General features: G+C 41.4%; 16 protein-coding genes. 15 read left to right on the top strand and 1 reads right to left on the bottom strand.

Annotated elements, in window-relative coordinates; genetic code table 11:
* The first annotated feature begins 285 nt into the window (after positions 1–285).
* The 7 genes from LJE72_RS17935 (at position 286) to rlmD (ending at position 8189) form a co-directional block, all read left to right on the top strand.
* Positions 286–1131 (top strand): 3-hydroxybutyryl-CoA dehydrogenase, encoded by an 846-nt coding sequence (locus LJE72_RS17935; protein WP_229249303.1) that lies wholly within the window; start codon positions 286–288, stop codon positions 1129–1131.
* A gap of 27 nt (positions 1132–1158) precedes the next feature.
* On the top strand, positions 1159–1941 hold the full coding sequence (locus LJE72_RS17930) for a short-chain-enoyl-CoA hydratase (RefSeq protein ID WP_229249300.1): 783 nt from the start codon (positions 1159–1161) through the stop codon (positions 1939–1941).
* Between the two features lie 71 nt (positions 1942–2012).
* Positions 2013–3152 (top strand): acyl-CoA dehydrogenase, encoded by a 1140-nt coding sequence (locus tag LJE72_RS17925; RefSeq protein WP_229249298.1) that lies wholly within the window; start codon positions 2013–2015, stop codon positions 3150–3152.
* 120 nt (positions 3153–3272) lie between these two features.
* Positions 3273–4451, top strand: coding sequence for an acetyl-CoA C-acetyltransferase (locus tag LJE72_RS17920; protein WP_229249297.1), 1179 nt, complete (start codon positions 3273–3275; stop codon positions 4449–4451).
* Positions 4452–4590: 139 nt separating this feature from the next.
* Positions 4591–5919: an acetyl-CoA hydrolase/transferase family protein gene (locus tag LJE72_RS17915; protein WP_229249295.1), complete on the top strand. Its 1329-nt coding sequence runs from the start codon at positions 4591–4593 to the stop codon at positions 5917–5919.
* A gap of 249 nt (positions 5920–6168) precedes the next feature.
* The gene (locus tag LJE72_RS17910; RefSeq protein ID WP_229249293.1) at positions 6169–6876 is read left to right on the top strand and encodes a CPBP family intramembrane glutamic endopeptidase; all 708 of its coding nucleotides are present in this window, start codon (positions 6169–6171) and stop codon (positions 6874–6876) included.
* A 29-nt stretch (positions 6877–6905) separates the two neighbouring features.
* Positions 6906–8189, top strand: a complete 1284-nt coding sequence (rlmD, locus tag LJE72_RS17905; RefSeq protein WP_229249291.1) for a 23S rRNA (uracil(1939)-C(5))-methyltransferase RlmD — start codon at positions 6906–6908, stop codon at positions 8187–8189.
* 355 nt (positions 8190–8544) lie between these two features.
* On the opposite strand, the gene LJE72_RS17900 is transcribed toward rlmD, so the two are convergent.
* Positions 8545–9993: an IS1182 family transposase gene (locus LJE72_RS17900; RefSeq protein ID WP_229249289.1), complete on the bottom strand. Its 1449-nt coding sequence runs from the start codon at positions 9991–9993 to the stop codon at positions 8545–8547.
* Positions 9994–10327: 334 nt separating this feature from the next.
* Between LJE72_RS17900 and LJE72_RS17895 the strand changes: the two genes are divergently transcribed.
* The 8 genes from LJE72_RS17895 to LJE72_RS17860 are packed head-to-tail and all read left to right on the top strand — an operon-like array spanning position 10328 to position 24485.
* Positions 10328–10624: a helix-turn-helix transcriptional regulator gene (locus LJE72_RS17895; RefSeq protein WP_229249288.1), complete on the top strand. Its 297-nt coding sequence runs from the start codon at positions 10328–10330 to the stop codon at positions 10622–10624.
* Positions 10625–10669: 45 nt separating this feature from the next.
* Positions 10670–12850: a hypothetical protein gene (locus LJE72_RS17890; protein ID WP_229249287.1), complete on the top strand. Its 2181-nt coding sequence runs from the start codon at positions 10670–10672 to the stop codon at positions 12848–12850.
* 2 nt (positions 12851–12852) lie between these two features.
* On the top strand, positions 12853–15249 hold the full coding sequence (locus LJE72_RS17885) for a phosphoadenosine phosphosulfate reductase domain-containing protein (RefSeq protein ID WP_229249286.1): 2397 nt from the start codon (positions 12853–12855) through the stop codon (positions 15247–15249).
* Positions 15242–19381: a hypothetical protein gene (locus tag LJE72_RS17880; RefSeq protein ID WP_229249285.1), complete on the top strand. Its 4140-nt coding sequence runs from the start codon at positions 15242–15244 to the stop codon at positions 19379–19381. The genes LJE72_RS17885 and LJE72_RS17880 overlap by 8 nt, the downstream gene beginning before the upstream one ends.
* A 1-nt stretch (position 19382) precedes the next feature.
* Positions 19383–21629, top strand: coding sequence for a BREX-4 system phosphatase PglZ (gene pglZ / locus LJE72_RS17875; RefSeq protein WP_229249284.1), 2247 nt, complete (start codon positions 19383–19385; stop codon positions 21627–21629).
* A 13-nt stretch (positions 21630–21642) separates the two neighbouring features.
* Positions 21643–23133 carry a BREX system Lon protease-like protein BrxL gene (gene brxL / locus LJE72_RS17870; RefSeq protein ID WP_229249283.1) on the top strand — a complete coding sequence of 497 codons (1491 nt, stop codon included), beginning with the start codon at positions 21643–21645 and terminating at the stop codon, positions 23131–23133.
* Between the two features lie 4 nt (positions 23134–23137).
* Entirely contained in the window at positions 23138–23335 is a 198-nt protein-coding gene (locus tag LJE72_RS17865; RefSeq protein WP_229249282.1) for a hypothetical protein, read from the top strand.
* A 10-nt stretch (positions 23336–23345) separates the two neighbouring features.
* Positions 23346–24485, top strand: a complete 1140-nt coding sequence (locus LJE72_RS17860; RefSeq protein WP_229249281.1) for a cysteine desulfurase family protein — start codon at positions 23346–23348, stop codon at positions 24483–24485.
* Positions 24486–24732: the final 247 nt, after the last annotated feature.

Below are 24732 nucleotides of genomic sequence, written 5' to 3'. Positions count from 1 at the left end.
TACTTTTTGATAAGTGTATCTTTTTGTAGACAGTGTTTAACATCAGCAGTAGTACAGACTGTAGAGTTCTTGAGTGATATATGTATACTAATGTGTACATATATTTATTTTTTGAAGATTTGTAGCATCAATCGAGTTAAACGCTCAGAAGCTTGATATCAGCGAATACTAAATTATCCAAAGATACTGAATATTCGTTGGCATGTTAATTGCAAGATTATTCAGTAAGATTCCTAATCACCTATAAACGGTCTTTGTAATTAAAAACATAAGGGAGGATTAAGTGTGAAGACTATTATGGTTATCGGAGCTGGACAGATGGGTGGTGGAATCGCCCAAGTTGCTGCCCAAGCAGGTTACTCAGTCATTTTAAATGACATTAAAGAGGAATTTGTGAACAGGGGTTTCGGAATTATTGATAAGAATCTTAGCCGAAGTATAGAAAAGGGAAAACTTAAGGCGGAAGAAAAGGACCTGATTTTAGGTCGTATTACTAAATCAATTTCTCTGCAAGATGCGGTATCAGCTGACTTAGTGATTGAAGCGGCAATAGAGAATATGGGAATAAAGGCCCAGATTTTCTCCCAATTGGATGTCATAAGCCCAAAAAATACAATTCTCTCCACTAATACCTCTTCATTACCAATTACCGAGATTGCCGCTTTTACAAAACGGCCGGATCGAGTCATTGGGATGCACTTCATGAATCCCGTTCCGGTAATGAAGTTGGTAGAGGTTATTCGAGGCCTTGCCACCAGTGATGAAGTGTATAAAACAATCGAAGATCTCAGCTTAAAAATGGGTAAAACCCCTGTGGAAGTCAACGATGCCCCAGGTTTTGTTGCTAATAGGGTCTTAATTCCCATGATTAACGAAGCTGTCTATACGCTTTATGAAGGAATAGCCTCTGTCGAGGCAATTGATAATGTCATGAAATTAGGTATGAATCATCCGATGGGTCCCTTAGCGTTAGGAGATTTAATCGGCTTGGACACGGTTCTATCTATTATGGAAGTCCTTCATGAGGGATTAGGCGATAAATATCGCCCATGCCCATTACTCCGAAAATATGTCAAGGCGGGCTGGCTTGGACGGAAATCCGGTCGCGGCTTCTATAAATACAATGCTTAACTCCAACCTGTAAGGAGGGCAAAATACATGAACTATACCAATCTGTTACTGGAAAAGAACGGTGCCGTCGCGGTTCTAACCATTAATCGCCCAAAGGCTTTAAATGCCTTAAACAGTGACACCTTGAAGGAACTATCCGCTGTGCTCGATGAGTTGGGGAGTGATTCCGGTGTCAAAGCTGTAATTATTACAGGCAGTGGGGAAAAGGCCTTTATCGCTGGGGCAGATATTTCTCAGATGAAAGAGTTTAATGCAATAGAAGGCCGCCGCTTTGCCCTACTGGGGCATGCAACCTTCCGAAAACTTGAATTAATGCCACAGCCGGTAATTGCAGCCATCAATGGATTCGCTTTAGGAGGTGGTTGCGAATTGGCTATGGCCTGTGATATTCGGATGGCTGGTGAGAATGCAAAGTTTGGCCAACCGGAAGTAACCCTCGGACTTACAGCCGGATTTGGTGGGACTCAGCGTTTACCTCGTTTAGTCGGCACTGGCATAGCCAGTGAGTTACTATTTACCGGAGACGTTATTGATGCTAAAGAGGCCCATCGTATCGGATTAGTGAATAAAGTCTATCCCTTAGATACTCTCATGGAAGAAGCTCTAAAGCTTGCGAAACGAATTTCCGGAAGGGCACCTGCAGCAGTTCAGTTAAGTAAGAGTGCGATCCAACGCGGTATGAATATGGACATAGATAGTGCCCAAGCCTACGAAGCGGAAGTTTTTGGACTGACTTTCAGCACACAAGATCAAACCGAGGGATGCGGTGCCTTTTTAGAAAAGCGTAAACCCGTCTTTGAAGGAAAATAAACTTTCAATCTTAAAAGACGAGCCTTTAGGTGAGACATGAAAAAGATTTATAAATGAGAGGATTGATTCATATGAATTTTGATTTAACCGAAGACCATATCATGATGCGTAAAATGGTTCGGGATTTTGCTGAGAAAGAATGCGGCCCGGGAGCAGAAGAACGCGATGAGACCGAAGAATTTTCTGTAGATATATGGAAAAAGGCTGGAGATCTGGGCCTGGCAGGTGTTACATTTCCTGAAGAGTACGGCGGCGTTGGCGCGGACTATATTTCCTATGCTATTACAGTCGAAGAACTTTCTCGCGTCGATGCATCGGTGGGAGTAACTATTTCTGCCCATGCCAGTCTGTGTGCCAATCCAATTGCCTTGTTTGGAACTGAAGAGCAGAAAAAGAAATACTTAGTTCCGTTGGCTACTGGGGAGAAGCTCGGAGCATTCGGTTTGACAGAGCCTATGGCTGGATCCGATGCTTCAGGAACTCGGACGATGGCTGTTCGTGATGGCAATGATTACATCATAAACGGCACTAAATGTTTTATAACCAATGCATACTATGCCGATGTCTATGTGATCACTGCTCAAATGGATAAGAGCAAAGGAAATCGGGGGATTGCCGCCTTTATTCTGGAAAAAGGAATGCCGGGTTTCTCCTTTGGCAAAAAAGAAAAGAAGATGGGGATTCGTTCTTCAGCCACCTATGAATTAGTCTTTGAAGATGTCCGGGTTCCTGCTGAGAACTTGCTCGGTCAAGAAGGACAAGGCTTCAAAATCGCCATGCAAACACTTGACTTTGGTCGAATCGGGATCGCTTCCCAAGCCTTAGGTATCGCCCAAGGGGCTTATGAGCAAGCCATGAAATATACCAAGGAAAGAGTTCAGTTTGGCAAAGCCATTTCTGAGTTCCAAAATACTCAGTTTAAACTGGCAGACATGGCAACACAAATTGAAGCAGCCCGTCTCCTTGTTTATCAAGCGGCATATTTAGCATCTCAACATAAACCTGTTGGCAAAGCTTCTGCCATGGCTAAACTTTTCGCTTCCGAGACTGCTATGGCGGTAACCACAATGGGTGTTCAACTGCACGGTGGATATGGATATACGCGGGAGTATCCAGCTGAGCGCATGATGCGTGATGCTAAAATCACCGAGATTTATGAAGGAACCAACGAAATTCAACGGATCGTCATTAGCGCAAATATTCTTAAATAGAAGATTTAATTAATACTTAGCGAAGCGCCGAAAAAGGCGCTTCGTTGTAAACTAGTAATTCGGTTTAGGTAATTTAAGAAATTCGGACTATTCACTGTTGCAGAAGGAGAGGACTAATCAATGAGAGACGTTGTTATTGTGAGTGCGGTTCGTACCCCTGTCGGTTCTTTTTGCGGTACATTAGGGCAAATGCCTGCTGCCGACTTAGGTGCCATAGCTGTCAAAGAAGCGATTAGAAGAGCAGGGATTACCCCTGAGCAAGTCGATGAGGTTATTTTAGGTAACGTTTTACAGGCCGGATTAGGACAGAATCCCGCTCGTCAAGCGTCAATCAAGGCTGGAATCCCTCAAGAAGTACCCTCTTGGACACTGAATAAAGTATGTGGATCCGGACTGAAAACCATCGTTTGTGCCGCTCAAACCATTATGGTTGGGGATGCGGATATTGTAGTGGCAGGTGGAATGGAGAGTATGTCCCTTGCTCCGTATGTGTTGCCCAAAGCGCGTACCGGTTACAGAATGGGCAATGATACTATCGTGGATTCCATGGTTAACGATGGCTTAACAGATGCCTTTGACAAGATTCACATGGGCATTACGGCTGAAAATATTGCGGAACAGTTTGGCATTTCTCGCGAGGAACAAGATCGTTATTCAGTTTCCAGTCAAAATCGTTGCGAGGCTGCTACAAAAGCCGGAAAGTTTGAGGAGGAAATAGTACCTGTGTTCATTCCCCAACGCAAAGGGGATCCGGTAGTTGTTTCTCAAGATGAATTTCCGCGCTTTGGAGCCACCTACGAAGCTGTTGCCAAATTGCGGCCAGCCTTTAAAAAGGATGGAACCGTTACCGCCGCCAATGCTTCGGGGATTAATGACGGAGCTGCTGCCCTGGTTATTATGTCGAAAGAAAAGGCAGAGGAACTGGGCATAACACCCTTGGCAACCATTAAATCATGGGCTTCAGCCGGCGTAGATCCCAAAATCATGGGGACGGGCCCTATCCCTGCCAGCCGTAAAGCCTTGGAAAAGGCTGGGCTGAAAATTGAAGAGATCGATCTTGTTGAGGCTAACGAGGCTTTTGCTTCCCAAACTTTGCGAGTCGCTCAAGAGTTGAAACTGGACATGGCTAAGACGAATGTTAATGGTGGGGCCATTGCTCTGGGCCATCCGGTTGGAGCTTCAGGAACACGTATTCTCGTGTCGTTGCTGCACGAAATGAAGCGCAGCAACGCACATCTCGGATTGGCAACACTTTGTATCGGCGGTGGTCAGGGGATCGCTTTAGTCGTAGAACGCTAATCCTGGACGACTGTTCTACGTTTATATTCCTGTGTTACATTTCTACATTTAAAGATGAGTTGTTCTAAGGTTCACTTCCAACTTGAAATTAAAGCGTTTTTATAGATTAGTAATTGGGGAGCAGAAGGGGGATGTAACAATGTATATGGAAGAGTATCGGAAAAAGTGTGTCTCAGCAGATGAAGCAGTAAAAGTAATTCGCAGCGGTGACTGGATTGAGTTTGCTTGGGCTGCAAGTATGCCCGGGTTACTTGATGAGGCTTTGGCCCGTCGTAAAGATGAACTTTATGATGTTAATTTGCGTGGCGGCGTAATTATTACTCCAGTGACTTGTATGGAATGTGATCCAACCGGTGAGCATTTTACATGGAATAGCTGGCATCTTGGCGGACGCGAACGTAAATTGGTTCAAAATGGTCGGGCTTATTATATCCCCCTCAAATATTCAGAATTACCACGGTATTTACGTGAAAATGTAAAAACGGATGTTGTGGCTATTCAAGTAGCTCCCATGGATGCACATGGATATTTCAGTTTTGGAGTTACGGTTTCTCACTACGCTGCAGCTATTGAAAAGGCACGTGCTGTCATAGTAGAAGTTAACGAGGATATGCCCAGCACTCATGGCGGGTATGATCATGCAGTTCACATTTCAAAGGTGGATTTTGTTGTTGAGGGAGGACACCGAGGACTTCCTATCTTACCTTCGGCATCTGCTTCTGAACTTGATAGGCAAATTGCCGAGTATGTATTGCCTGAAATTATGGACGGCGCTTGTATTCAATTGGGTATCGGCGGAATGCCGAATGCCTTAGGTAAAATGATTGCTGAATCAGATCTTAAAGACCTGGGCATTCACACAGAGATGTTTGTTGACGGATTTGTGGATATGGTGGAAGCAGGGAAGGTTACTGGGATGCGCAAGCAACTTGACAGAGGAAGAATCGTCTATGCTTTCGCGGCCGGCACACAGAAACTCTATGACTTTCTTCGGAATAACCCTTCGTTAGCAGGTTATCCAGTGGATTACACCAATCATCCTTTTATTGCTTCTCAAAATGACCAACTAATTTCTATCAACAGTGCTTTAGAAATTGATTTAACTGGCCAAGTTTGTTCAGAATCAGCTGGACCCAGCATGATTAGCGGCGCAGGGGGGCAACTTGATTTCGTGGAAGCTGCTTATAATTCCAAAGGGGGGAAAAGCTTCATCTGCTTACCTTCCACCTATAAGGATAAAAGCGGGCAATGGCATTCTCGCATTAAAGGACAAATGACGATGGGTTCCGCAATTACGGATACTCGTCCAACCGTACAGTTTGTGGTCACAGAGTTTGGAAAAGTTAATCTTAAAGGGTTGTCTACTTGGCAACGTGCTGAAGCGTTGATTTCAATTGCTCACCCTGATTTCCGGGAAGCTCTGATGGCTGAGGCTAGAGATCTTAAAATTTGGCGTAAGCTTGCATAGTTCTTAAATATAGGGCATCATATTAAATGAGCAGAATACCTATTAGTTCCTTTACCTGAAGGGTTAAGGAGGGGTCTTTGATTAGCCCCTTCTTTTTTTATGCCGGTAAGGCAGTCTTGGCGCGCTAGTTTTCTATATTTGTGGACAATGTTTGTTTTAGAGTTTAGAATTGGAAATGGATTGGAAATTGAACAGCAGGTATAATGATCCCTGAGATGAACAGTGTAATAAGATCAGAGGATGAGTGAGATGGATAAAAAAACTAAACTGAGGTTACCACCGCGAAAACCGGTTTGGAATATTTGGCAGGGATTACTTTTAGTAGCTATTATCACAATAATAGAATTTCCACTTGGCTGGTTGGAGAGCCCCAAGGATTTAGATTCTGTGCGTGGGATTCTCGATTTTATCCTTGTAGGTTTAGGAGATGTATTGCTTTACTTCGCAATAATCTTCATGTTCCTTAAAATTATACGCCGACCGTTTTCCGACTTAGGATTTGTTAAATCCTCTCGAGGCTTTTTACTGCTGGGCTTTATCGCTGGAGTAGTATTGTTTGTAGGCGTCGGTCTTTTAGGAAACTTCTTAACGAAATTGCTTGGAACTCCTGCTCCCCAGAGTTTTGCCATAGCGGTAAAAGGGGCAAACTACACGTGGGAATTCATTCTCCTCACTTTTTTGGGGGGAGTTGTTGCTCCGATTAAAGAAGAAATGTTTTTTCGCGGTTTAATCTACCCGCCGTTGCGCCAAGTCTTCGGAAGAGGTAAAGGAATACTACTGACAGGACTCTTCTTTGCATCATTGCATTTAGAAATTATTCGCTTTTTACCATTATTTATTGGTGGAGTTGTGCTTACATGGTTGTATGAACGTTCTTCAAGTATTTGGCCAGCCATCGTTGCTCATGGGACGTGGAATATACTTATGGCCCTTGCATTGTGGATTCAGCGTCGATAGAAAGTAATTTTATACGAGGTGTTATCTAAATGAATAGCAATAAACCAAATATCGAATGCTTAAGGCTTATTTCAGATGGTTCAGGAGTAGGGTACATGAATGGCATCGCTACGTTTGTGCCGGGACTACTGCCTGGAGAAACAGCAGAAGTTGCAGTGTCAAAAGCGAAGAAAAAATGGCAACGAGCCTCTCTTTTAAACCTAATACAGCGTTCTCCGGAGCGCATCAATGCGCCTTGTACTGCCTTCGAAGGATGCGGAGGATGTCAGCTTCAGCATACAACCTACGCGGAGACTCTTTTGTGGAAACAACGCTGGGTTGAAGATGCACTTACCAGAATCGGCAAAATAAGCGCGGAGGTCAAACCTACACTTGGAATGGAGCATCCATGGCGCTATAGAAATAAGGCGCGTCTTCATCGTCGGCCAACAGGAGAATTGGGATATTACAAGGAAAAGTCCAAGGATCAGGTAAACTTTCATGACTGCCTGCTCTTAAGCGAATCCATGAATCGTTGGATAAAACGGACTGAAGAGCTGTTAGGGGAAGGTTATCCCGAAATACATACGTTAACATTCCGGGAAAATACCAAGAACGAAGGGCTTTTAATAATCGGGGGAATGCCTGGCGAATCCCTTTCAGCCCCCGCAAATAATGATTTCTTTGAGGCTCTTTGGAAGGAAGGGCTTCGTTCCGTTTGGAATCTTGATGCTGAAGGAAGTCTTCAACTGATTTGGGGAGATGAAGAGTTCGGACAAAGGATTCTTGGCTTAACTTTTGAACTGTCTCCTTTAGCATTTTTACAAGTCAATTCACGCCAAACAGACCTCCTATACAAGTTGGTTTTGGATGCGGTGGCCCTGACAGGCGAGGAGATTGTATGGGATCTTTATTCGGGAATAGGAACCCTGACCTTAGCTTTAGCCACAAAAGCCATGAAAGTAACGGCTATCGAGGAAAACCCGTATGCCGTTGAAAATGCAATTCAAAATGCCGTCAACAATCACGCTGTGGGGAACATCGAGTTCTTGAAAGGGAAAGTTGAACAGCGGATGATGAAGATAGAGGAAGAACCGGATGTAGTAGTCCTGGATCCTCCACGTGCTGGGATTCATGCTGATGTTTTGCAACGGTTGCTAGAGCTGAAGCCTCAACGCATCATCTATGTGTCTTGCGACCCGGGTACTTTGGCACGGGATTTGGGGGGACTCACAGCTGGAGGATATAAGGTAGACAGTGTACAGCCGGTGGATATGTTTCCGTGGACGACGCATGTGGAGTGCGTAATAGGAATGCAAAGGAAAGATACGTAGAAATCCTTAGTTTTCAGCACTTAGCGAGATATATGACTTTTACGACGGATGGCGATGATTTCAGGAATAAGGTGCTGAGAGATAAAATTGACGTATCGGTTGTGCTGGACATGGAGTGTGTAAACATGTTTAATGCTTGCGTAGATTAGAGTGTTTAGACCTGTCTATATTACGCAGTGTGAAGTAAATTTAAGACTGGGCAATGATGAGAGAATGTCGGATTTAGCGAGGCTACTGAAAAACTTAATGTTTTTCTACAGTATTGGGTTTATAATTGAAAAAAGGCGGCTTACATTCAAAGCATCAGAATGTTGGCCGTCTTTTTCTAGTTTTACCGGGGATATGTGGTTTTTTTTTACCCTATTAGGGTTAGTATCCTTTTTAGATTTACGGTAAATATGGCCATCGCCCCTTGTAACTCCATACCTGTAAGACCCGAGGATGATGCCACATCATACCCGTGCCTGTGCTTTAACTCGCTATTCTTAGCTTCAATCTTATATCGTTCTTTAGATTTTTCTTTAAAGTATTCGCTTTCCTGAAATTTTGCCTGTTCGGTATGTTCGGTGGATTTAATACTTACTGAATAGGTCTTACTTTTGGCTCCTTCTTTATAACAACCTTCTCTGGATGGACATCTCTTGCAATTCTCAATGTCAAAGTGATATGTATTTGTTTGATTTTTCTTCCCTTTCTTACCCTGCCGGGCTTTCCGAATTGCCATATGGCCCGCTTTGCACACATACATTCCGGCATCTTTATTAAAATCGAATTCATCTTCATTTTTTCGCTTCCCTTGAGTAATCAAAGAATTTAATCTAGCTACTAGTTTAATGTCGTTCTTCTTACTGTATTTTATATTCTCTTTTTCCGAATAGGCTGCATCTCCTATGACTGTTTCAATGCTCATGCCGGTAGCCCCACTTTTTTCAATCAGTGTCTGTAATTCTTTGCCGTCACTTTTTTCGCCGGTTGTAATTGTAGCTGCGGTGATGATTCGTTCTTCACTCATGGCAAGATGCGTTTTATACCCAAAAAATGAGGAGTCTGTACTTTTGTGTCCAACTCTCGCATCTTGATCCTCCGAGATTCGCAAGTGTTCGATATCATCAGCGATGGTTTCTTTTAAAAGATTTAGCTGTTCATTTATTTTTGGATATCTGGAAATACTGTCTTCCTTTTCTATCACATCAATGAGATTTTGACAGTAGGATATTTCTTCCTCCAATATGTCTGTTGTGTTCTTGGAGGGGAATTTGCTTTTCATGGATTCATCTATTTTATATACGGCTTTTCTCAGCTTCTTTGACCGATCCATCAGGATTTCTTTAGGGGTCTTCTGATTATAGCGAGCTTTCGTATGTGTGGCATCAACAATAATAGCTTTGCTTTTGATGATTTCCTTTGCGATAGCAATTTCTACAGTTTTGTTGACCAGCATATCTAAAAGATTGAGGTCTTTCAAACGCAGCTTCCGAAACTTGGTCAATGAACTCGCCTCAATAACTGTTTCTTCCGGTGCCATATTGAGAAAATACTTAAAAGACATGTCATATTTTGAACGTTCAACTACATCAACATCAGACAAGTCATAGATAGACTTTAACAATAAATATTTAAACATCCGAATAGGGTCGATAGCATTTCGACCGTTATCAATACAATATTTATCCTTAAGTTCGTCATACACAAAAGAGAAATCAACTAGTTCGTTGATTCTTCTCAATAGATTATCCTTTGAAACGACTATATCATAGATATCTATAAATGGACTGAGGATCATTGATTGTTGTTTTTGAATCATAGCACCCACCTCTATGAAATTGATACTATAATTATAAAACAAAAAAGATATAACTCCCTCAAAATTATGAGGTAGCATACCTTTTTTTGCTAAATAGGACTTTTTCAGTGGCCTCGATTTAGCTGGCATTCTCTTTTTTATATATAGATGCTCATTCTGATTGAGATAATTGTCTTTTATCCCAATTGCTGTTGCAAAGTATGAGCGATGGTTTTATCTGAATTCCCTAAATTCCTCTTGACGGAAATGTGAATATTTTGTACGATATAATTACATTTTGTCTGTTATGATATATTTTATAACCGTTTTAATTTCTGAGGGAGGTAATACATTCGTGCATAGTGATATTAACAAAGATAATCTTATGGTATCTATGGCCGATAACCTTGTGGTACTAAGAAAAAAGTTTGGTTTAACGCAAGCTAAACTGGCGGACAAGATAGGAATTGGCAGGCAGACGTTAATAGACATCGAAAAAAAGAAGCGACCTATGACTTGGAATACTTTTGTAGCGTTGTTGTTAGTTTTTCGTGCAAATTGTGGCACAAGTGATTTGCTTGACTACTTTGGTATCTATACCATTGAACTTAATAATTATCTTACTTCATCGGATAGTGTTAGCAATGATTAAAGTGAATGTGCCTAAAGATTTGAAACTACGAAAGGAGTCCAAGGAATGGATAAAATAAAACAATTGAATATAGTTAATAGTTCCAATTCCACGCAAGCTTCCTTGGCATCTGTTTCAATGAGAGAATTATTCTTAAATTGGCTTGTTGACGGCAATGTAAAGAAATATCCGGTTGGAGTTATTCTTTCTTGCTTAGACAAGATTTCGGATTATGCTATCCAAAAGAAAATTAGCACTGACGGTATTTGGGAATATATGCGGTTCAACGCTTTTAAGCCAGTATACAACAAGCTGTTGGAAGCTAATCTGTTGAGAGTTACTGACAAGAGTACATATAAAGTATTTATTGTTGCCGGACAGCTATACTTAAAGTTTCTAAAAGAAAAACCGTGGATACAAAAAGTGTCGCTTACAGGTGAGGTTATAGAGGATGCTACGATTAAAGAACAGGTTGATGCAGGCAATCAGCCAATTAAAGCTATCAACCCCGAAGATGTGATTGCATGGTTGGTAACTCAACCAAACGCAAAAGGGACGTTATACTTAGAACACGTAGTGAGGCAATATATGCGTAGTTTGCGTTCTGCTCCGATGAAGCTATCTGCTCCTCCCATAGGAAGCAGAGATGTGTTCGCTTGCCGCACGGTTTCTGAGTTGGACGAATTATGGAGCATCTTTAAAACTGCACCAAATTATAAAAAAGTAAATAGTGACACGAGTGGTATGTTTTCTGCTGGGTTAGGGGTATACAGACGATATTTAGAGAGCATTGCAGGTAATGATAATCAGAGCGTTGCTGTACAGTCGGTAAAATCCCCGAAACAAGAGGCAACCTCTTTTTGTAGTGATATACTGCTGAAAAACTTGGAAGAACATTTCCCGAAAGGCTTTAGAATCAATTCGCCAATTGAGATAAGGCGTTTCCGCAGATTCGTCATGGAAGATTACGGTGAGGAAATCATGCTGTCTGATGAGGAACTTACCGAGTTGATTTTGTCTTGCGGCACATTGTTTGAAGGAAAAGTGTATATTATCCAAACAGATGCTACAGAAAGAATCAAAAGTGCAATTGATTCGGCAGCCAATGAAGGTGCTGAGATAGTCTTCTATAGTGCTTTTTATGAACAAAATGAGGATTGGTTATTTCCGGCGAGCATTATCTCTGCGGAAATGTTAAAGAACACTCTTATGAGCCTATATCCTCAATTTATACACAAAACGAATTGCCTTGCCGTTGAAGTGCAAATAGGGAGTGAACTTGCAAAAATCGGATGCGAGGTGCTTCGTGTATGGGGCGACAATGTTCTATTAAGCTATGAGCAGCTTTCAGAACGACTTCCATATGTCCCTGTTGATAAGATAAAGTATGTCTTGTCGCAGAACGGAGATTTCATATGGAATTCGGAAGGTGTTTACACATATATCAGTAAAGTAGATATTGCCGATGAAGAACACATTGCCATTGCTGATTTTGTAGCAACAGCCTACCTTAAAGACGGTTACTCCTCGTTAAGTGATATTCCACTCAGCGAAATCGCAGAGCGCAACTATGAATTATCACTTACGGCAGTCCAAAATGCGGCATTTGCTATTGTTCTTGCCGATAAGTATGATAAGCGAGGTAAAATCATAATACGAAAGGGCGATATACTTGATGCACTATCTATTATGAAAGAACATTGTCGCTCTTTGGAAAAATGTTCGTTGCGTGACCTTCTGAATTTCGAGCGAGAGCTGACGGGAGAAACGCACCGTTGGATTCCGATGGAAGCGGGATATGCGGTTATGATTCGTGCAGACGAAGACACCTTTCTTGCTGAAAAATATGTTCGTTTTAATGTGCTTGAAATAGACAATGTTCTTGACCAGTTTGTAGAGGATAATTATCTTCCACTTAGGAGTATTACTACCTTCTCGGTATTTCCTGATTGTGGACAGGCATGGAATTTGTTTTTACTCGAAAGCTACTGTCGTAGGTTTAGTGAACGGTTTCGTTTTGAGGTGTTGGCGGTAAATTCAAAAAATGCCGGGGTAATTGTTCGCAAAAATTGTACAGCATCCTATATTGAAATAATGGCTGATGCCGTTGCTGTATCAAGTATAATGCTTGAGAAGGCAGCGATTGAAGACTTCTTGTGTAACAACGGCTATATTGGTAAGAGGTCTTATACAAAAACTAATGAATTAATTGAACTGGCGAATGCCATACGAGAAAGGAGGAATTAGCCGTGTACTCGTATAATTACGATCGAGAAACAGGTGGGATACTGCTTAATTCCTCACCTACGGTTTTTTCAAAAGAGCCACGTCCTGTCTATGCTACTGAGCTTGACACACTGGGCTTTCATGAATATTGGAAATATGATAAGCAGAACGATGTCCCCTATATGTGGGCTGAGGCTAATAACTATTGGTATCGAGGTGTGCTTGTAGCAAAATTAGAAGGCGGCAATCTCTATACTGCCCCTAAGATACAACTTGCTTACTTGTGCAGTGAATACAGGGAAACCCCAGGTGGCAAGACGAGCGAGAAGGTATTATTCGATTCGCCCGGCAAACAACCGACTTTTACCGATAATAAGGGGAATGTATTCAATATTGTTAAACCAGAGCCGAATGGTAACTTCCTTCGCCCTATTGATATTATAGCGATGGTTGAAGCCAACCATGAGATGCTTGAGATCATAGAGCGGACAACCGTTAAGAAGATATTGGCAATCTACACCAAGTACAAAAACAAGCTCGATTGCTTCCATGTAGCATTTAGTGGGGGCAAAGACAGCCAAGTGCTTCTGGACCTTGTTAAAAAGGCATTGCCAAAAGGTAGCTTTGTTGTAGTATTTGGCGATACAGGCATGGAGTTCCCTGATACCTATGATGTTATCAAGAAAACACGCCAACAGTGTATTGAGGAAGAGATACCGTTTTATATTGCTGAGTCACATCTCAAACCAAAGAAATCATGGGAGTTATTCGGTCCCCCATCTCGAACTTTGCGTTGGTGTTGCTCTGTGCATAAAAGCACACCGCAGACATTAAAGCTACGAGAGATTACCGGGAAAGACGATTACACCGGATTGGCATTTGTGGGTGTTCGCGCACAAGAAAGTGCCAGTCGTGCAGAGTACGATTACTTTAATGACGGCAAAAAGATAAAGGGGCAATACAGCCACAATTCCATTCTTGAATGGACTTCAGCAGAGGTGTGGCTTTATATATATGTGAATGATGTGTTAATTAACGGGGCCTATAAAAAAGGAAGTGCAAGGGTTGGCTGTATCTGCTGTCCTATGGGTGGAGGTAAGGCTGGTTATGTTGAATTTGAAAACTATACTGCCGAAGTAAGTAGCTACTTTGACTTCATAAAGCAATCGAACGGAAGAAGCAATATAAATGTAGATGAGTATGTGAAAAGCGGTGGATGGAGTGCAAGAAAGAATGGCAGGGATTTAGCTGATAATCCAAACCGTTGCTCTGAACGCATAGAAGATGGATTTTTAATTATTGAAATCGAAAACCCGGCTTCCGATTGGCAAGAATGGATTAAGACCATTGATATAGACAAAGACGGTTTTTCAATCCAAGAAACAAAAACAGGGTATATTGCTCGGTTAAAAGAAGAAGTTGCAAAGAAAAATCCACTGTTAGGCAGACTATTCCGCCAAGTGTTCCACAAAGCCGCTTGCTGTAATGGTTGCCGAGTATGTGAAGCTAACTGCCCAAATGGAGCAATACGATTTGTTGGAAACCGAATAAGTATCAATGGATGTATTCAATGTCATAAGTGCCATGAAATAGATAGCGGATGTTTACGATATCACTCATTACGCCATCCGCAAGGAGGAGGAAAACCCATGAGGAGTTTAAACACAATGTCTAACCATGCGCCTAAAACTGAATGGTTAGCAGCTTTCTTTGAGAAGAAGAATGACTTCTTCTCAGAACACAATTTAGGCCCAGAGCAAATATCATTTTTCAAGCGTCTTTTAAAAGATGCAAAATTAGCTGAAAAGAATAAAGTCAGCGAATTTACTGAGTTGGTTTCTACAATTGGTTGGGATACAGATGTGGCACAAGGATTAATCCTACTTAATCTTGTATTTGAAAACCCACAGATTGAATGGTATGTAAGAAATTTTGACATTGGAAAGACTTACATACGCAAAGAAGCTGAAGATATGTTGGTTGCTCATGATGTTAAACCGCCCGTAGCCAAGTCTATTTGTGGTGCTTTCAAACGTCTGACAGAAACTCCATTTGGCACCACCCTCAACTTCGGATATGTTACTAAAGAAGGCGAACTTGTGCGAACAAAATGCTCTGTTACCGACCCACGAGTGGTTTTGTACGGTTTGTTCAAGTTTGCAGAAACGTGTAATGACTACAAAGAGTTTACCCTTGCCACGCTTCTCAACGATAGTATTGACCGTGATGGGATAAGTCCTACTCGTATTTTCGGTCTTGACCGTGAGGATATGACACCGATACTGTTGGGGCTTTCAGCGAGGTATCCGGAATTCATTACAGCATCCTTCACGAACGACCTTGAAAAAATAACACTTGCAGAAGATAAAACTTCGGTGGATGCCCTTGATTTGTTTAAGGAGGACGTAGCGAATGGCTAATAACAAGTATCGTGAGTATTTTGATATTGACGAAGCGTATTTTCCTTGCATTGATGACTCTGCAATCAATGCGGGCGCTCCTTGGGATAATACATATCCCCATGAAACATTTATCAGTCTTTTGAAAAAGACCGAGTATATGCTTGGCGGTAGCACAAAGCGTTCTCTTTGGATTCATGGTGCATATGGCACAGGCAAGAGCCAGTGTGCGTTGGCACTCAGAAAAATCCTTGAAGCTCCGGAAGATGAGCTTCAAGACTATTGGAAAAAGTATGAGCTACTACAAAAGCATAGCGATTTGCTTCAAAAACTGCTCGGTCATAAGTCTCGCGGTATAGTGACAGCACATCGTTATGCTTCCGGCGGTATCAGCACTCCGCGCGAATTTTTCTTTGCTATACAGGAGAGTTTGAAGGCTGCCCTTATCTCGGCAAATGCAAAGCATTTAGGCGAAAATACGCTAAAGGATAATGCTATCGCTTGGATTAAAGAAAATAAGTTTATCATTGACGAACTGCTGAAAAAGCCAAAATGGTCAGCGGTCTTTTCACAATCCACAGCAGATGAAGTGCTGTCTGCTTTGCAAAGAAGCGGCGATGTAAGAAATCTGATGAACAACCTTTTTCGTCTTGCCGAAGATGGTATTACAGCATTTTCATTAGATGCTGAGAGTCTTAAGGCATGGATTCGTGCTGTCATAAAACAGAACGATATAAAAATTGTATTTGTTTGGGATGAATTCAGTGGATATTTTAAAAACAACAATTCACTGGATGAATTTCAGAATATCGTATCTCTATGTCAAGAAATACCGTTTTATCTTATAGTCGTAACACACCAAACCGATTATGTTATGTCTAATCAAGACCAGTCATGGAAAGTGGTTAGGCAGCGTTTTGACTTTACGGAGATAACTCTTCCGGACAATATTGCGTTTGAGCTTATTGGGCACGCGTTCAATGTGAAACAATCTGCAAAGGATAGCTGGAATGTATTAGTGGATGGCGATTTAAATGAACAACTTGCTGCTTCACGAACAGCGGTAATGAAGGCTGCAAAGATTGAAGACCCACAAGTTATGAAAAACATTGTGCCGATTCACCCAATAGCAGCATTGATACTAAAAAACATTGCTTCTGCATTCCAGTCAAACCAACGCAGCATGTTTGATTTCATCAAGTCTTCAAACATGGATGATGTAAAAGCATTTCAATGGTTTATTGAAACCACAGGTCCAGAAGATGACCATCCACTGCTCACTGTAGATATGCTGTGGAACTTCTTCTACGAAAATGGTAAGGATAATCTTACTTCCGATATACGACTTATTTTAGACACATTCCCTCAGCAGCAAAATCTGAGAGAAGATGAGCAAGCTGTATTGAAAGCGGTACTTATCATGCAGGCGATAGATCAACGATTGGGTGGTGCTATTGACCTATTTAAGGCTACAGAACAAAATCTCAGCTATGTGTTTGAGGGCATCTCCTCTGGTTTAGATGTGTCTTGCAAAAATTTAGCAAAGGGACTTGAAAAAAAAGGAATATTAGTTCTTCATCCGATAAGCGGTGGGCGTTCTGTTTATGTTGCTGCAGTGCTTGCCGGCGACCAAGCGAAGATTGACGGCTATAAGAAAGATGTTCGTCAAAGTAGTACAACATCAAAACTTGTAACAGAAGGCGGACTATCTACTGTGCTGTCGCTTTCACCTGCTCTCCGTTTGCGTTTTGAATCTGAGCTGAACACAGGAAAAATCACGCCTGTAACAGTTACTGACTTCACACGCACAATCAATATTATGCGTGATAAAGCAACGGGCTGGAACTTTCACGCTGTTATCGCATTTTCAAAAGACGAAACTGAAGCTGCCGGATTCCGCAAGACAATTAAAGAGGTCATTACAGATAAGCAATATGAGAATATTGTATTTATAGATGCACTATCAACTCCGCTTGGAATGGAAGCGTTCGAGCAGTATGTGGAATTTTCTGCAATGGCAATGTATTACAATGGAAATAACAATACGTCATCACGGGAGAACTCGGATAAGGCCCGTCGCGTATTAGACCAAGAATGGAAAAACCGTATTTACAATGGCCACTTTGTTGTTTATACATATACGAATCAGGAAGGTGAAAAGCTGGGTAACGGGCAAGGAGTAACAAGTGTTCTTCAAACTATTGTTACCACCCGTTTTCCGCTTGTGTTTGATTTTGCCAAAAATCTCACAGAGAATCAGATGAAACTGACACAGGCGAAACCATCGGCTAAAGGCGGCATTACCCAAAGTACAAGTGGTGTTGTCGTGGGCATAGAGAAACACGTTCTGCCTACTGTGTGGAATATGGATAGATATTGGGAGAATCCAACTGTTTCCTCGCTTAGTATCACAAAAATTAAAATTGAAGTAGATAAACTTATTGAGGATGCATTCCAGAGTGGACAGATTTCCATTGGCGAAATATATGACTTCCTCGAAAACAAGTATGGCTTTGCTCCATGCAATCTGTCCGCATTTATAACAGGTTTCTTGTTGAAAGAATACGGTAGTGAGCCGTATCGTTACAGCGATTCATCTAGTGGACATGAGCCTATGACACCGGACAAGCTTGCAGAAATGATAGGTAACTACATTGGAAAGACACCGAAGCCGACTTACATTGTAAAGATGACCCCTGATGAGAAAGCATTCTATGAGCTTACCGAAAAAGCATGGGACATTATTCCAAATTCGTGTTCATCTGTCGGACAAGCGGCTTCTGCGGTTACGGTAAAAATGCGTGGTTTAGGTTTGCCTGTATGGGGGCTTGAGGAGATTGATGCAGCAGGGGTCTTTGATGTTGTTCGAAAATATATTGAGCTTGTTCAAAAAGAAGGAAATGAAGCACATACAAAGGCTGTTGAGATTGGGAAAATTGCATCTACAAAACCTACTCTTGCCGATAACTTATTCGCACTACTGAAAAGCGATAAATGTCGCAAAGGAATGGAAGAATATTTGCGTTCGTTTGAGGGTGGCAGGATAATGGAGCTTGCCAAGGAAATCGATGCAGAAGACAATGTAATTGCTGACATTCGCAAATTGTTTGGAGTTAAACATTCGTGCTTATGGGATAAACAGACTGGAGAAGACGAAATCCGTAAGTTGCTGACCGAATATGGCATAGTAAAGAAAAGTAATGCAATCTTAGATACTTCAGCACACTCACTGTCAGAAGCTTTTAAGGAATGGCGTGAGCGTTTAAAATTTCTTGGTATCTCCTGTGAAACACTACGCGTAAAATACCCTACCCTCTCAAAGGTATTTGATACACTATTGAAAGTATATCAGCATTCAGATGTGCTGCCCGACCAACTGAAAGTTTTTTTGTTGGGGTTAACAGAACATAGTGCAGAAATCAAGGACTTGCTGAATAATGACAAAAGAATTTTTGCTGAAGTCTATGCACTTTATCTTGAAAATTTGAGTGTCAATGACATCAACGATGTAAAAGGAAATTCATCGGTAGGTCTATATGAACTGTCAAAAACAGACTGCAATTCAAAGGTTAAAGAAGCTGCAGAGGAATATCGCAAAAGTCAATTAAAAACTCAGCTTTTTAAGCTCTGGAGGGACAAAACAGGCACAAAGAACCCTCACGACTGGTCAGTTCATCATAGAACACCTATATTATGTTGTGTTTCAGAAGCTGAGTTTGGTGCTGCGAAAAAGTCATTTGAAACCCTAAACAGGAGTTGGGGAACTGATGCTGAAATCAAAGCAGCACTTGAATTCTTAGAAACTACAGAACTCTTCGATGTCTTATCTGATGAAGAAAAGTGCAATGTTGCTTTTGTGCGTGACATTATTGGCGAGTACCGAGCAATGCTTCCTGAATTGGGCAAAGTGAGAGATGCACTTGAACATTTGTCGATTGAAGGAGATACTTATGGCTGGTATGGGAATCCAACAGTTAAGAATAAAGTAAAACAACTGGCTGAAGCTGAATATAATTCCGGCGGCAGCGATAAAGCTCTCCATAAAATTGATGAAATGGATGATCTACAACAGTTGAAGCAGTATCTTAAACGACTTGTTAAGGAAAGTATGGCAGTGGGAATTGAAATATTAGCAAGTGGGGGTGGAAAATAAGATGCAACTTGAAGCGGTAAGCAGATACTTAACTTCGTCTGTCAAAACACCATATTTCTTGTTTGTAAGCGACGGACAGCTTACTTCTGTCGTTGAGGAACTTTCCATTCTCGGATTTGTTCCTGTCAGAGTAAGTACCTTTTGCCAATATGACAAATTTCCGGATACTGACGAGTTATTTGAGCATATCAAAACAGCCGATGTCAATGTAAAGGACAAAAAGTTGCTCATATTAGGCCTTGGCGAGTATTTGGGCTTTAAAGGAAATGTAGAAGCAGCAAATGTTTTATCGTATCTAAAAGATATGAATATCGGCGGAGCAAAGGTTGTATTTGTATTGCGTGGGCTTGTTACACAAATTGCAGATTTACAAGCAGACCCTCGCTTTGATAACCGCCGCTTTAGCGTTGTAGACAATGCGGTCTGTGATTTGTCGTTTACTCTTTCATCCCCTTCTGTTGGATTGTCAGCAGAACAAGGTTTTCAAGCTATGCTCTCAAAGCTTGAAGATGGAGAGTGTGGAAATGTCGTTGTCAACACAGCCGCGCAACTCGATAATGCCTTGTTTACAATACACAGAATTAACAATGCCTATGAAGGTATAAAGTTCACTATTCTCGGCTTTGGACTGCCTCGTTCTTGTGGCAGCGATACTCAGTGGTCTGAGTTGCTCTCGGAACTTAATCAGGAGGACAGCACTGTTGATAAAATTTTCGATAAATATGGTTATAGTGGAAACCTTGAAACGAATTTTTATGCTCGTATCTCGGGTAGTGATTTTAGAAACTGGTTGTACTTCATAGCAATAAAGCAAAAGGCAACTGCACTTAAAAACACCTATCTTCGATTTGTAGCAGAAAAAACAAGTTGTTTCGAGGACTTTAGAGCAAATGTGCTGAATGAAATAATCGACATTCATCATACAGACAAGCGCTTTTCGGACTTCTATGCAGAAAGGAAAATCCTTGTAGAAAAGTTTCCTGAGCCGGATATTGCGGATTTTGTCATCAATAATCGGAAAGACCCTTCCGAAGGCATATATAAGCTCACGGACAGGACGAAAACTGAGCGAGAAGAAATAATTTCATGGGTTGCAAAAAATGGATTTGTTCCACAAATTTCTGATAAGTATCCTGCGTTAGAAGCGTACCAGAAGCAGTATATATTTAATTGTGGCGAATTATCTGCCTTACTGACCGACTATTTCGATGCTTATAAACGCCAAAAGATTTCTAATGCCCTTGAAGAAGATTTTTTGACTAAGGTAGATGAACTTTCCATACTTCGCAAATATAATCTGCTTCCCCAACGGAGCGAGATTATCAATACTTTTGACAAGAATGAATCATTCCTATTTTGGCTTGATGCTCTCGGAGTTGAATATCTGGCATATATTTCAGAATTGGCACGCAATCGAGGACTTTCAATTTCCATAAACATTGCTCGTGCTGATTTGCCGACTATAACTGAAATGAATCGCAGTTTCTACGATGATTGGACAGGAAAAAAGGAAAAGTTGGATACACTTGATGAAACGAAACATAAGGATGCTGGGGGATATAACTTTACAATTAACGAAATGCCTATTCATCTCGTTAAAGAATTAGAAATAATTGCTGAGGTTATTGATAGGGCTGCCACTGAACTGGCTTTACGTCGCTGTAAGCACTTTGTAATAGCAAGCGACCACGGAGCTTCCCGACTTGCCGTTCTTCGCCGTAAAGAAGAAAAGTATGATACAGATACCAAAGGCGAGCATTCCGGTCGTTGCTGTAAGTTATTTGAACCATATGATTTACCATTTGCAGCAGCAGAGAAGGGATACCTTGTTCTTGCTGATTATGGCAGATTCAAAGGAAGTCGTGCGGCTAATGTTGAAGTTCACGGAGGTGCTTCTCTTGAGGAAGTAGTAATTCCGATTATTGAACTTACATTGAAAAAAGCCAATGTAACAGTGAAACTTGTGGAGGATGATGTAACAGTAGATTTCCGTACCGGAACAAATATAACATTGTTTATCAATACTACACTGAGTGATGTGTCGCTTGTATTGAATGGCAAGCGTTATATCGCCTTGCCTACAGATGAGAATCATTATGAGGTCGCTCTTCCTGATACAAAACGTGCTGGTGACTATCCAGCAGATGTTTATGCAGGAGATGATTTAATCGGTCAAGTTTTGATTAAGGCGAAAGGTAAGAGCGGAAAATCTAATGACGATTTTGACAATTTATTCGACTTATTTTAGGAGGTGAATTTTGATGATAGAGAAACTCAGAAATTGCTTTGATGAGATGGTCGTCTATAAAGACCTCAAGAAAAGTAACTTCTTTTCTGCACTGAGTCTGCCGTCTTTTATGCGTGACTGGCTCCTAAAGAAATTTGAGGACGAAAATGGTTATTTCGATTCTGACGAATTGGTGCGTTTTGTGCGTACTTACTTGCCTCGCAAGGATGACTGGACCTCTATAAAAAATCGAGTGATAATTGAACATGAGCGTGTAAAATTTCTGGCTAAGGTTTCCATAGATATCGACATCAAAACAGGAGAAGTGTCCTTTGCTTTGCCGGACTTCGGATTGTCGAGCAAAGACACAATCATTGAGGATGTAGTTTGGCAAACGTGTAAGGATGATTTGGTGCGCGGTCGTGAAACTTGGGGCATGGTTGAGATAGGTTATCGTCCCCCGGATGACTATGATATGGAGTTTCAAAAAAACAGAGCCAAAGGAGCGAATAGGGGTAAAATCAAGCTAACAGCATTTAAAACATTCTGCCCATATACAATAGATATTGACTATTACAAAGATGCTCGTAGGGAGTTCAACACATCTGAATGGATTGATGTCCTGTTAGGAGCGGTAGACTACAACGCAAGCGGATACCTTGGTGATGAGGAAAAGAAGCTAACAATGCTAACTCGTTTGCTTCCTTTTGTGGAGAAACGCCTGAATCTCATAGAACTTGCTCCAAAGGGAACTGGTAAGTCGTATCTTTTTGGTCGTGTTAGCCGTTATGGGTGGCTTTCAAGCGGCGGTATTATGAGTCGTGCGAAAATGTTCTACGACCAAAACAAGCGTACAGTTGGTCTGGTGTCAGGAAATGATTTCATAACCCTTGACGAAGTGCAGACCATATCATTTACTGATGCAGATGAAATGCGAGCAGCATTAAAAGGCTACCTTGAATCAGGTATTTTTACGGTTGGTAACTACGAAGGAACTGCTGATGCTGGCGTTATTCTTTGTGGAAACATAAGGAAAGAAACAATGGATGCTGATGGTTATAGCAATATGTTTAAAGAGTTGCCGTCCGTGTTCCATGAATCGGCACTGATAGAACGCTTCCACGGATTTATCAAGGGTTGGAACATACCACGAATGAATGATGACCTAAAGGTTGCAGGTTGGGCGTTAAATTCGGAATATTTTTGCTCAATACTTCACGAGCTACGTGAAGATATGAGTTATCGAGCTATTGTAGATGAACTTATTGAAGTTCCCGAAGCAGCAGATACACGTGATACTGAAGCTGTCAAACGTATTGCGACTGCCTATCTTAAGTTGCTGTTTCCCAATGTGCGCCAACCCAGCGATATTACTGCTCGTGAATTTAAGCGGTATTGCCTTGATAGAGCACGTAAGATGCGTGATACCATAAAATATCAACTTGGTGTTCTTGATGAGGAGTATAGAGGTAAGGATATTCCTGTATTCAGTGTCCGAGCAGACAAAGAAGAACAAGAGGTGTGATACTTTGGATAAGAAAAGCTGTTATGTTTGCGGAAAAGAAAACCTAAATAAAAATGAAATCGGGCTGACAAAGAAACTGCTGGATAAAAACTCCAAGTATTTCTATTGTCTTGATTGCCTTGCGGAATATTTGGAAGTGGATACTGAATTTCTGTTAGTAAAGATTGAAGAGTTCAAAGAGCAAGGCTGTATTCTGTTTTAGGGGGAAAATTGTGATTTATGCTGATAATGCTGCCACAACAAGAATATCTGATTTGGCTTTTGAAAATATGCTTCCGTTTTTGAGGGATCAGTATGGTAACGCTTCGAGCCAATATTCGCTTGGAACAAAAGCAAAGCGAGCTATTGTACGGTCAAGACGGCAAGTTGCCGTGGCTATCGGTGCAGAACCATCTGAAATCACATTTACCTCCGGCGGGTCGGAAGCGAATAGCTGGGTCTTTCGAAGTATTGCGGAAGCTTATTGCAGTGAGGCAGTTCATATTATTACATCATCTATTGAACATCACTCCGTGTTGAATGCTTGCCATGCACTTGAGCAATGCGGTGTAGAGGTTACATATTTGCCAGTAGACAGCAATGGGTGTATTTCGGTAAACGATGTGAAATCGGCAATAAAGCCGACCACAAAACTTGTATCTATTATGTTTGCCAATAACGAAGTTGGAACAATCCAGCCAATAGAGGAAATTGGAAAACTTCTAAATGAGAGGGGAATTTTATTTCATACCGATGCAGTTCAAGCGGCAGGACATATTCCTATAGATGTTCATGACTTGCAGATTGATTTTTTGTCTGCATCTGCCCATAAGTTTAACGGGGCGAAAGGTACTGGGATATTGTATAAGCGGTCAGGTCTGAAATTGCCACCATTAGTATTTGGTGGTGAACAGGAACAAGGACTTCGCGCCGGAACTGAAAATGTTGCAGGAATAGTCGCATTAGGTTGTGCGCTTGAGGAAAGTGTAGCTGATATTACTGAGATGAGAGAAAAACTCTCCGATTTAGTTAAGATTACCATCAAAAGACTGAAAGAAGTAATCCCTGAAATTTGCATCAATGGCGAAGGTGCAATGCGGTTACCGGGTATTGTGAACATAACCGTTCCTTATGTTTCTGGTGAAGCTGTGATGCACTTGCTGGACATGAAGGGAATTTGCGTTTCCACGAGTTCTGCTTGTAATTCTGGCAAAGACACTCCATCGCACGTTCTGCTTGCATTGGGATTGACTGAACAACAAGCGAAATCATCAATTCGCATCTCATACGGAAGGTATAATACCGCAGAAGAAGCCGAGAAAATTGTTGCAGCGGTTTCCAGTGCATACTCGAAAATCGTCGCGAACCGCTAATGACATCCGTTTGCTAAATGCTATTATGGAGAAAGATAGTCTTACAGTAAGAAAAGTCGATTAAATTTGGATTTATTAAAAGATAGGGTGAAAAATAGGAGCAATGCCTTATATTTGTATAACTATAACTTCCCATTATCTATATAACATCCAAATAACATTCAAATAATCGAATGAATAAGAGGACATAAGGATAGTGTCAATAAATGTTCGCAAAAACCATCCGAATTCCTAAAGGCAGATCAGC

Source organism: Desulfosporosinus shakirovi, assembly GCF_020595055.1.
In the GTDB taxonomy this organism is placed as follows: Bacteria; Bacillota; Desulfitobacteriia; order Desulfitobacteriales; family Desulfitobacteriaceae; genus Desulfosporosinus; species Desulfosporosinus shakirovi.
Note: the sequence above shows the minus strand (reverse complement) of the source record. Positions and strands in the feature narration are given on the sequence as shown.

Coding starts and splice junctions, on each gene's coding strand:
- LJE72_RS17930 (WP_229249300.1), top strand. CDS start 1,159: ATGAACTATACCAATCTGTTACTGGAAAAGAACGGTGCCGTCGCGGTT.
- LJE72_RS17925 (WP_229249298.1), top strand. CDS start 2,013: ATGAATTTTGATTTAACCGAAGACCATATCATGATGCGTAAAATGGTT.
- LJE72_RS17920 (WP_229249297.1), top strand. CDS start 3,273: ATGAGAGACGTTGTTATTGTGAGTGCGGTTCGTACCCCTGTCGGTTCT.
- LJE72_RS17915 (WP_229249295.1), top strand. CDS start 4,591: ATGTATATGGAAGAGTATCGGAAAAAGTGTGTCTCAGCAGATGAAGCA.
- LJE72_RS17910 (WP_229249293.1), top strand. CDS start 6,169: ATGGATAAAAAAACTAAACTGAGGTTACCACCGCGAAAACCGGTTTGG.
- rlmD (WP_229249291.1), top strand. CDS start 6,906: ATGAATAGCAATAAACCAAATATCGAATGCTTAAGGCTTATTTCAGAT.
- LJE72_RS17900 (WP_229249289.1), bottom strand. CDS start 9,993: ATGATTCAAAAACAACAATCAATGATCCTCAGTCCATTTATAGATATC.
- LJE72_RS17890 (WP_229249287.1), top strand. CDS start 10,670: ATGGATAAAATAAAACAATTGAATATAGTTAATAGTTCCAATTCCACG.
- LJE72_RS17880 (WP_229249285.1), top strand. CDS start 15,242: ATGGCTAATAACAAGTATCGTGAGTATTTTGATATTGACGAAGCGTAT.
- pglZ (WP_229249284.1), top strand. CDS start 19,383: ATGCAACTTGAAGCGGTAAGCAGATACTTAACTTCGTCTGTCAAAACA.
- brxL (WP_229249283.1), top strand. CDS start 21,643: ATGATAGAGAAACTCAGAAATTGCTTTGATGAGATGGTCGTCTATAAA.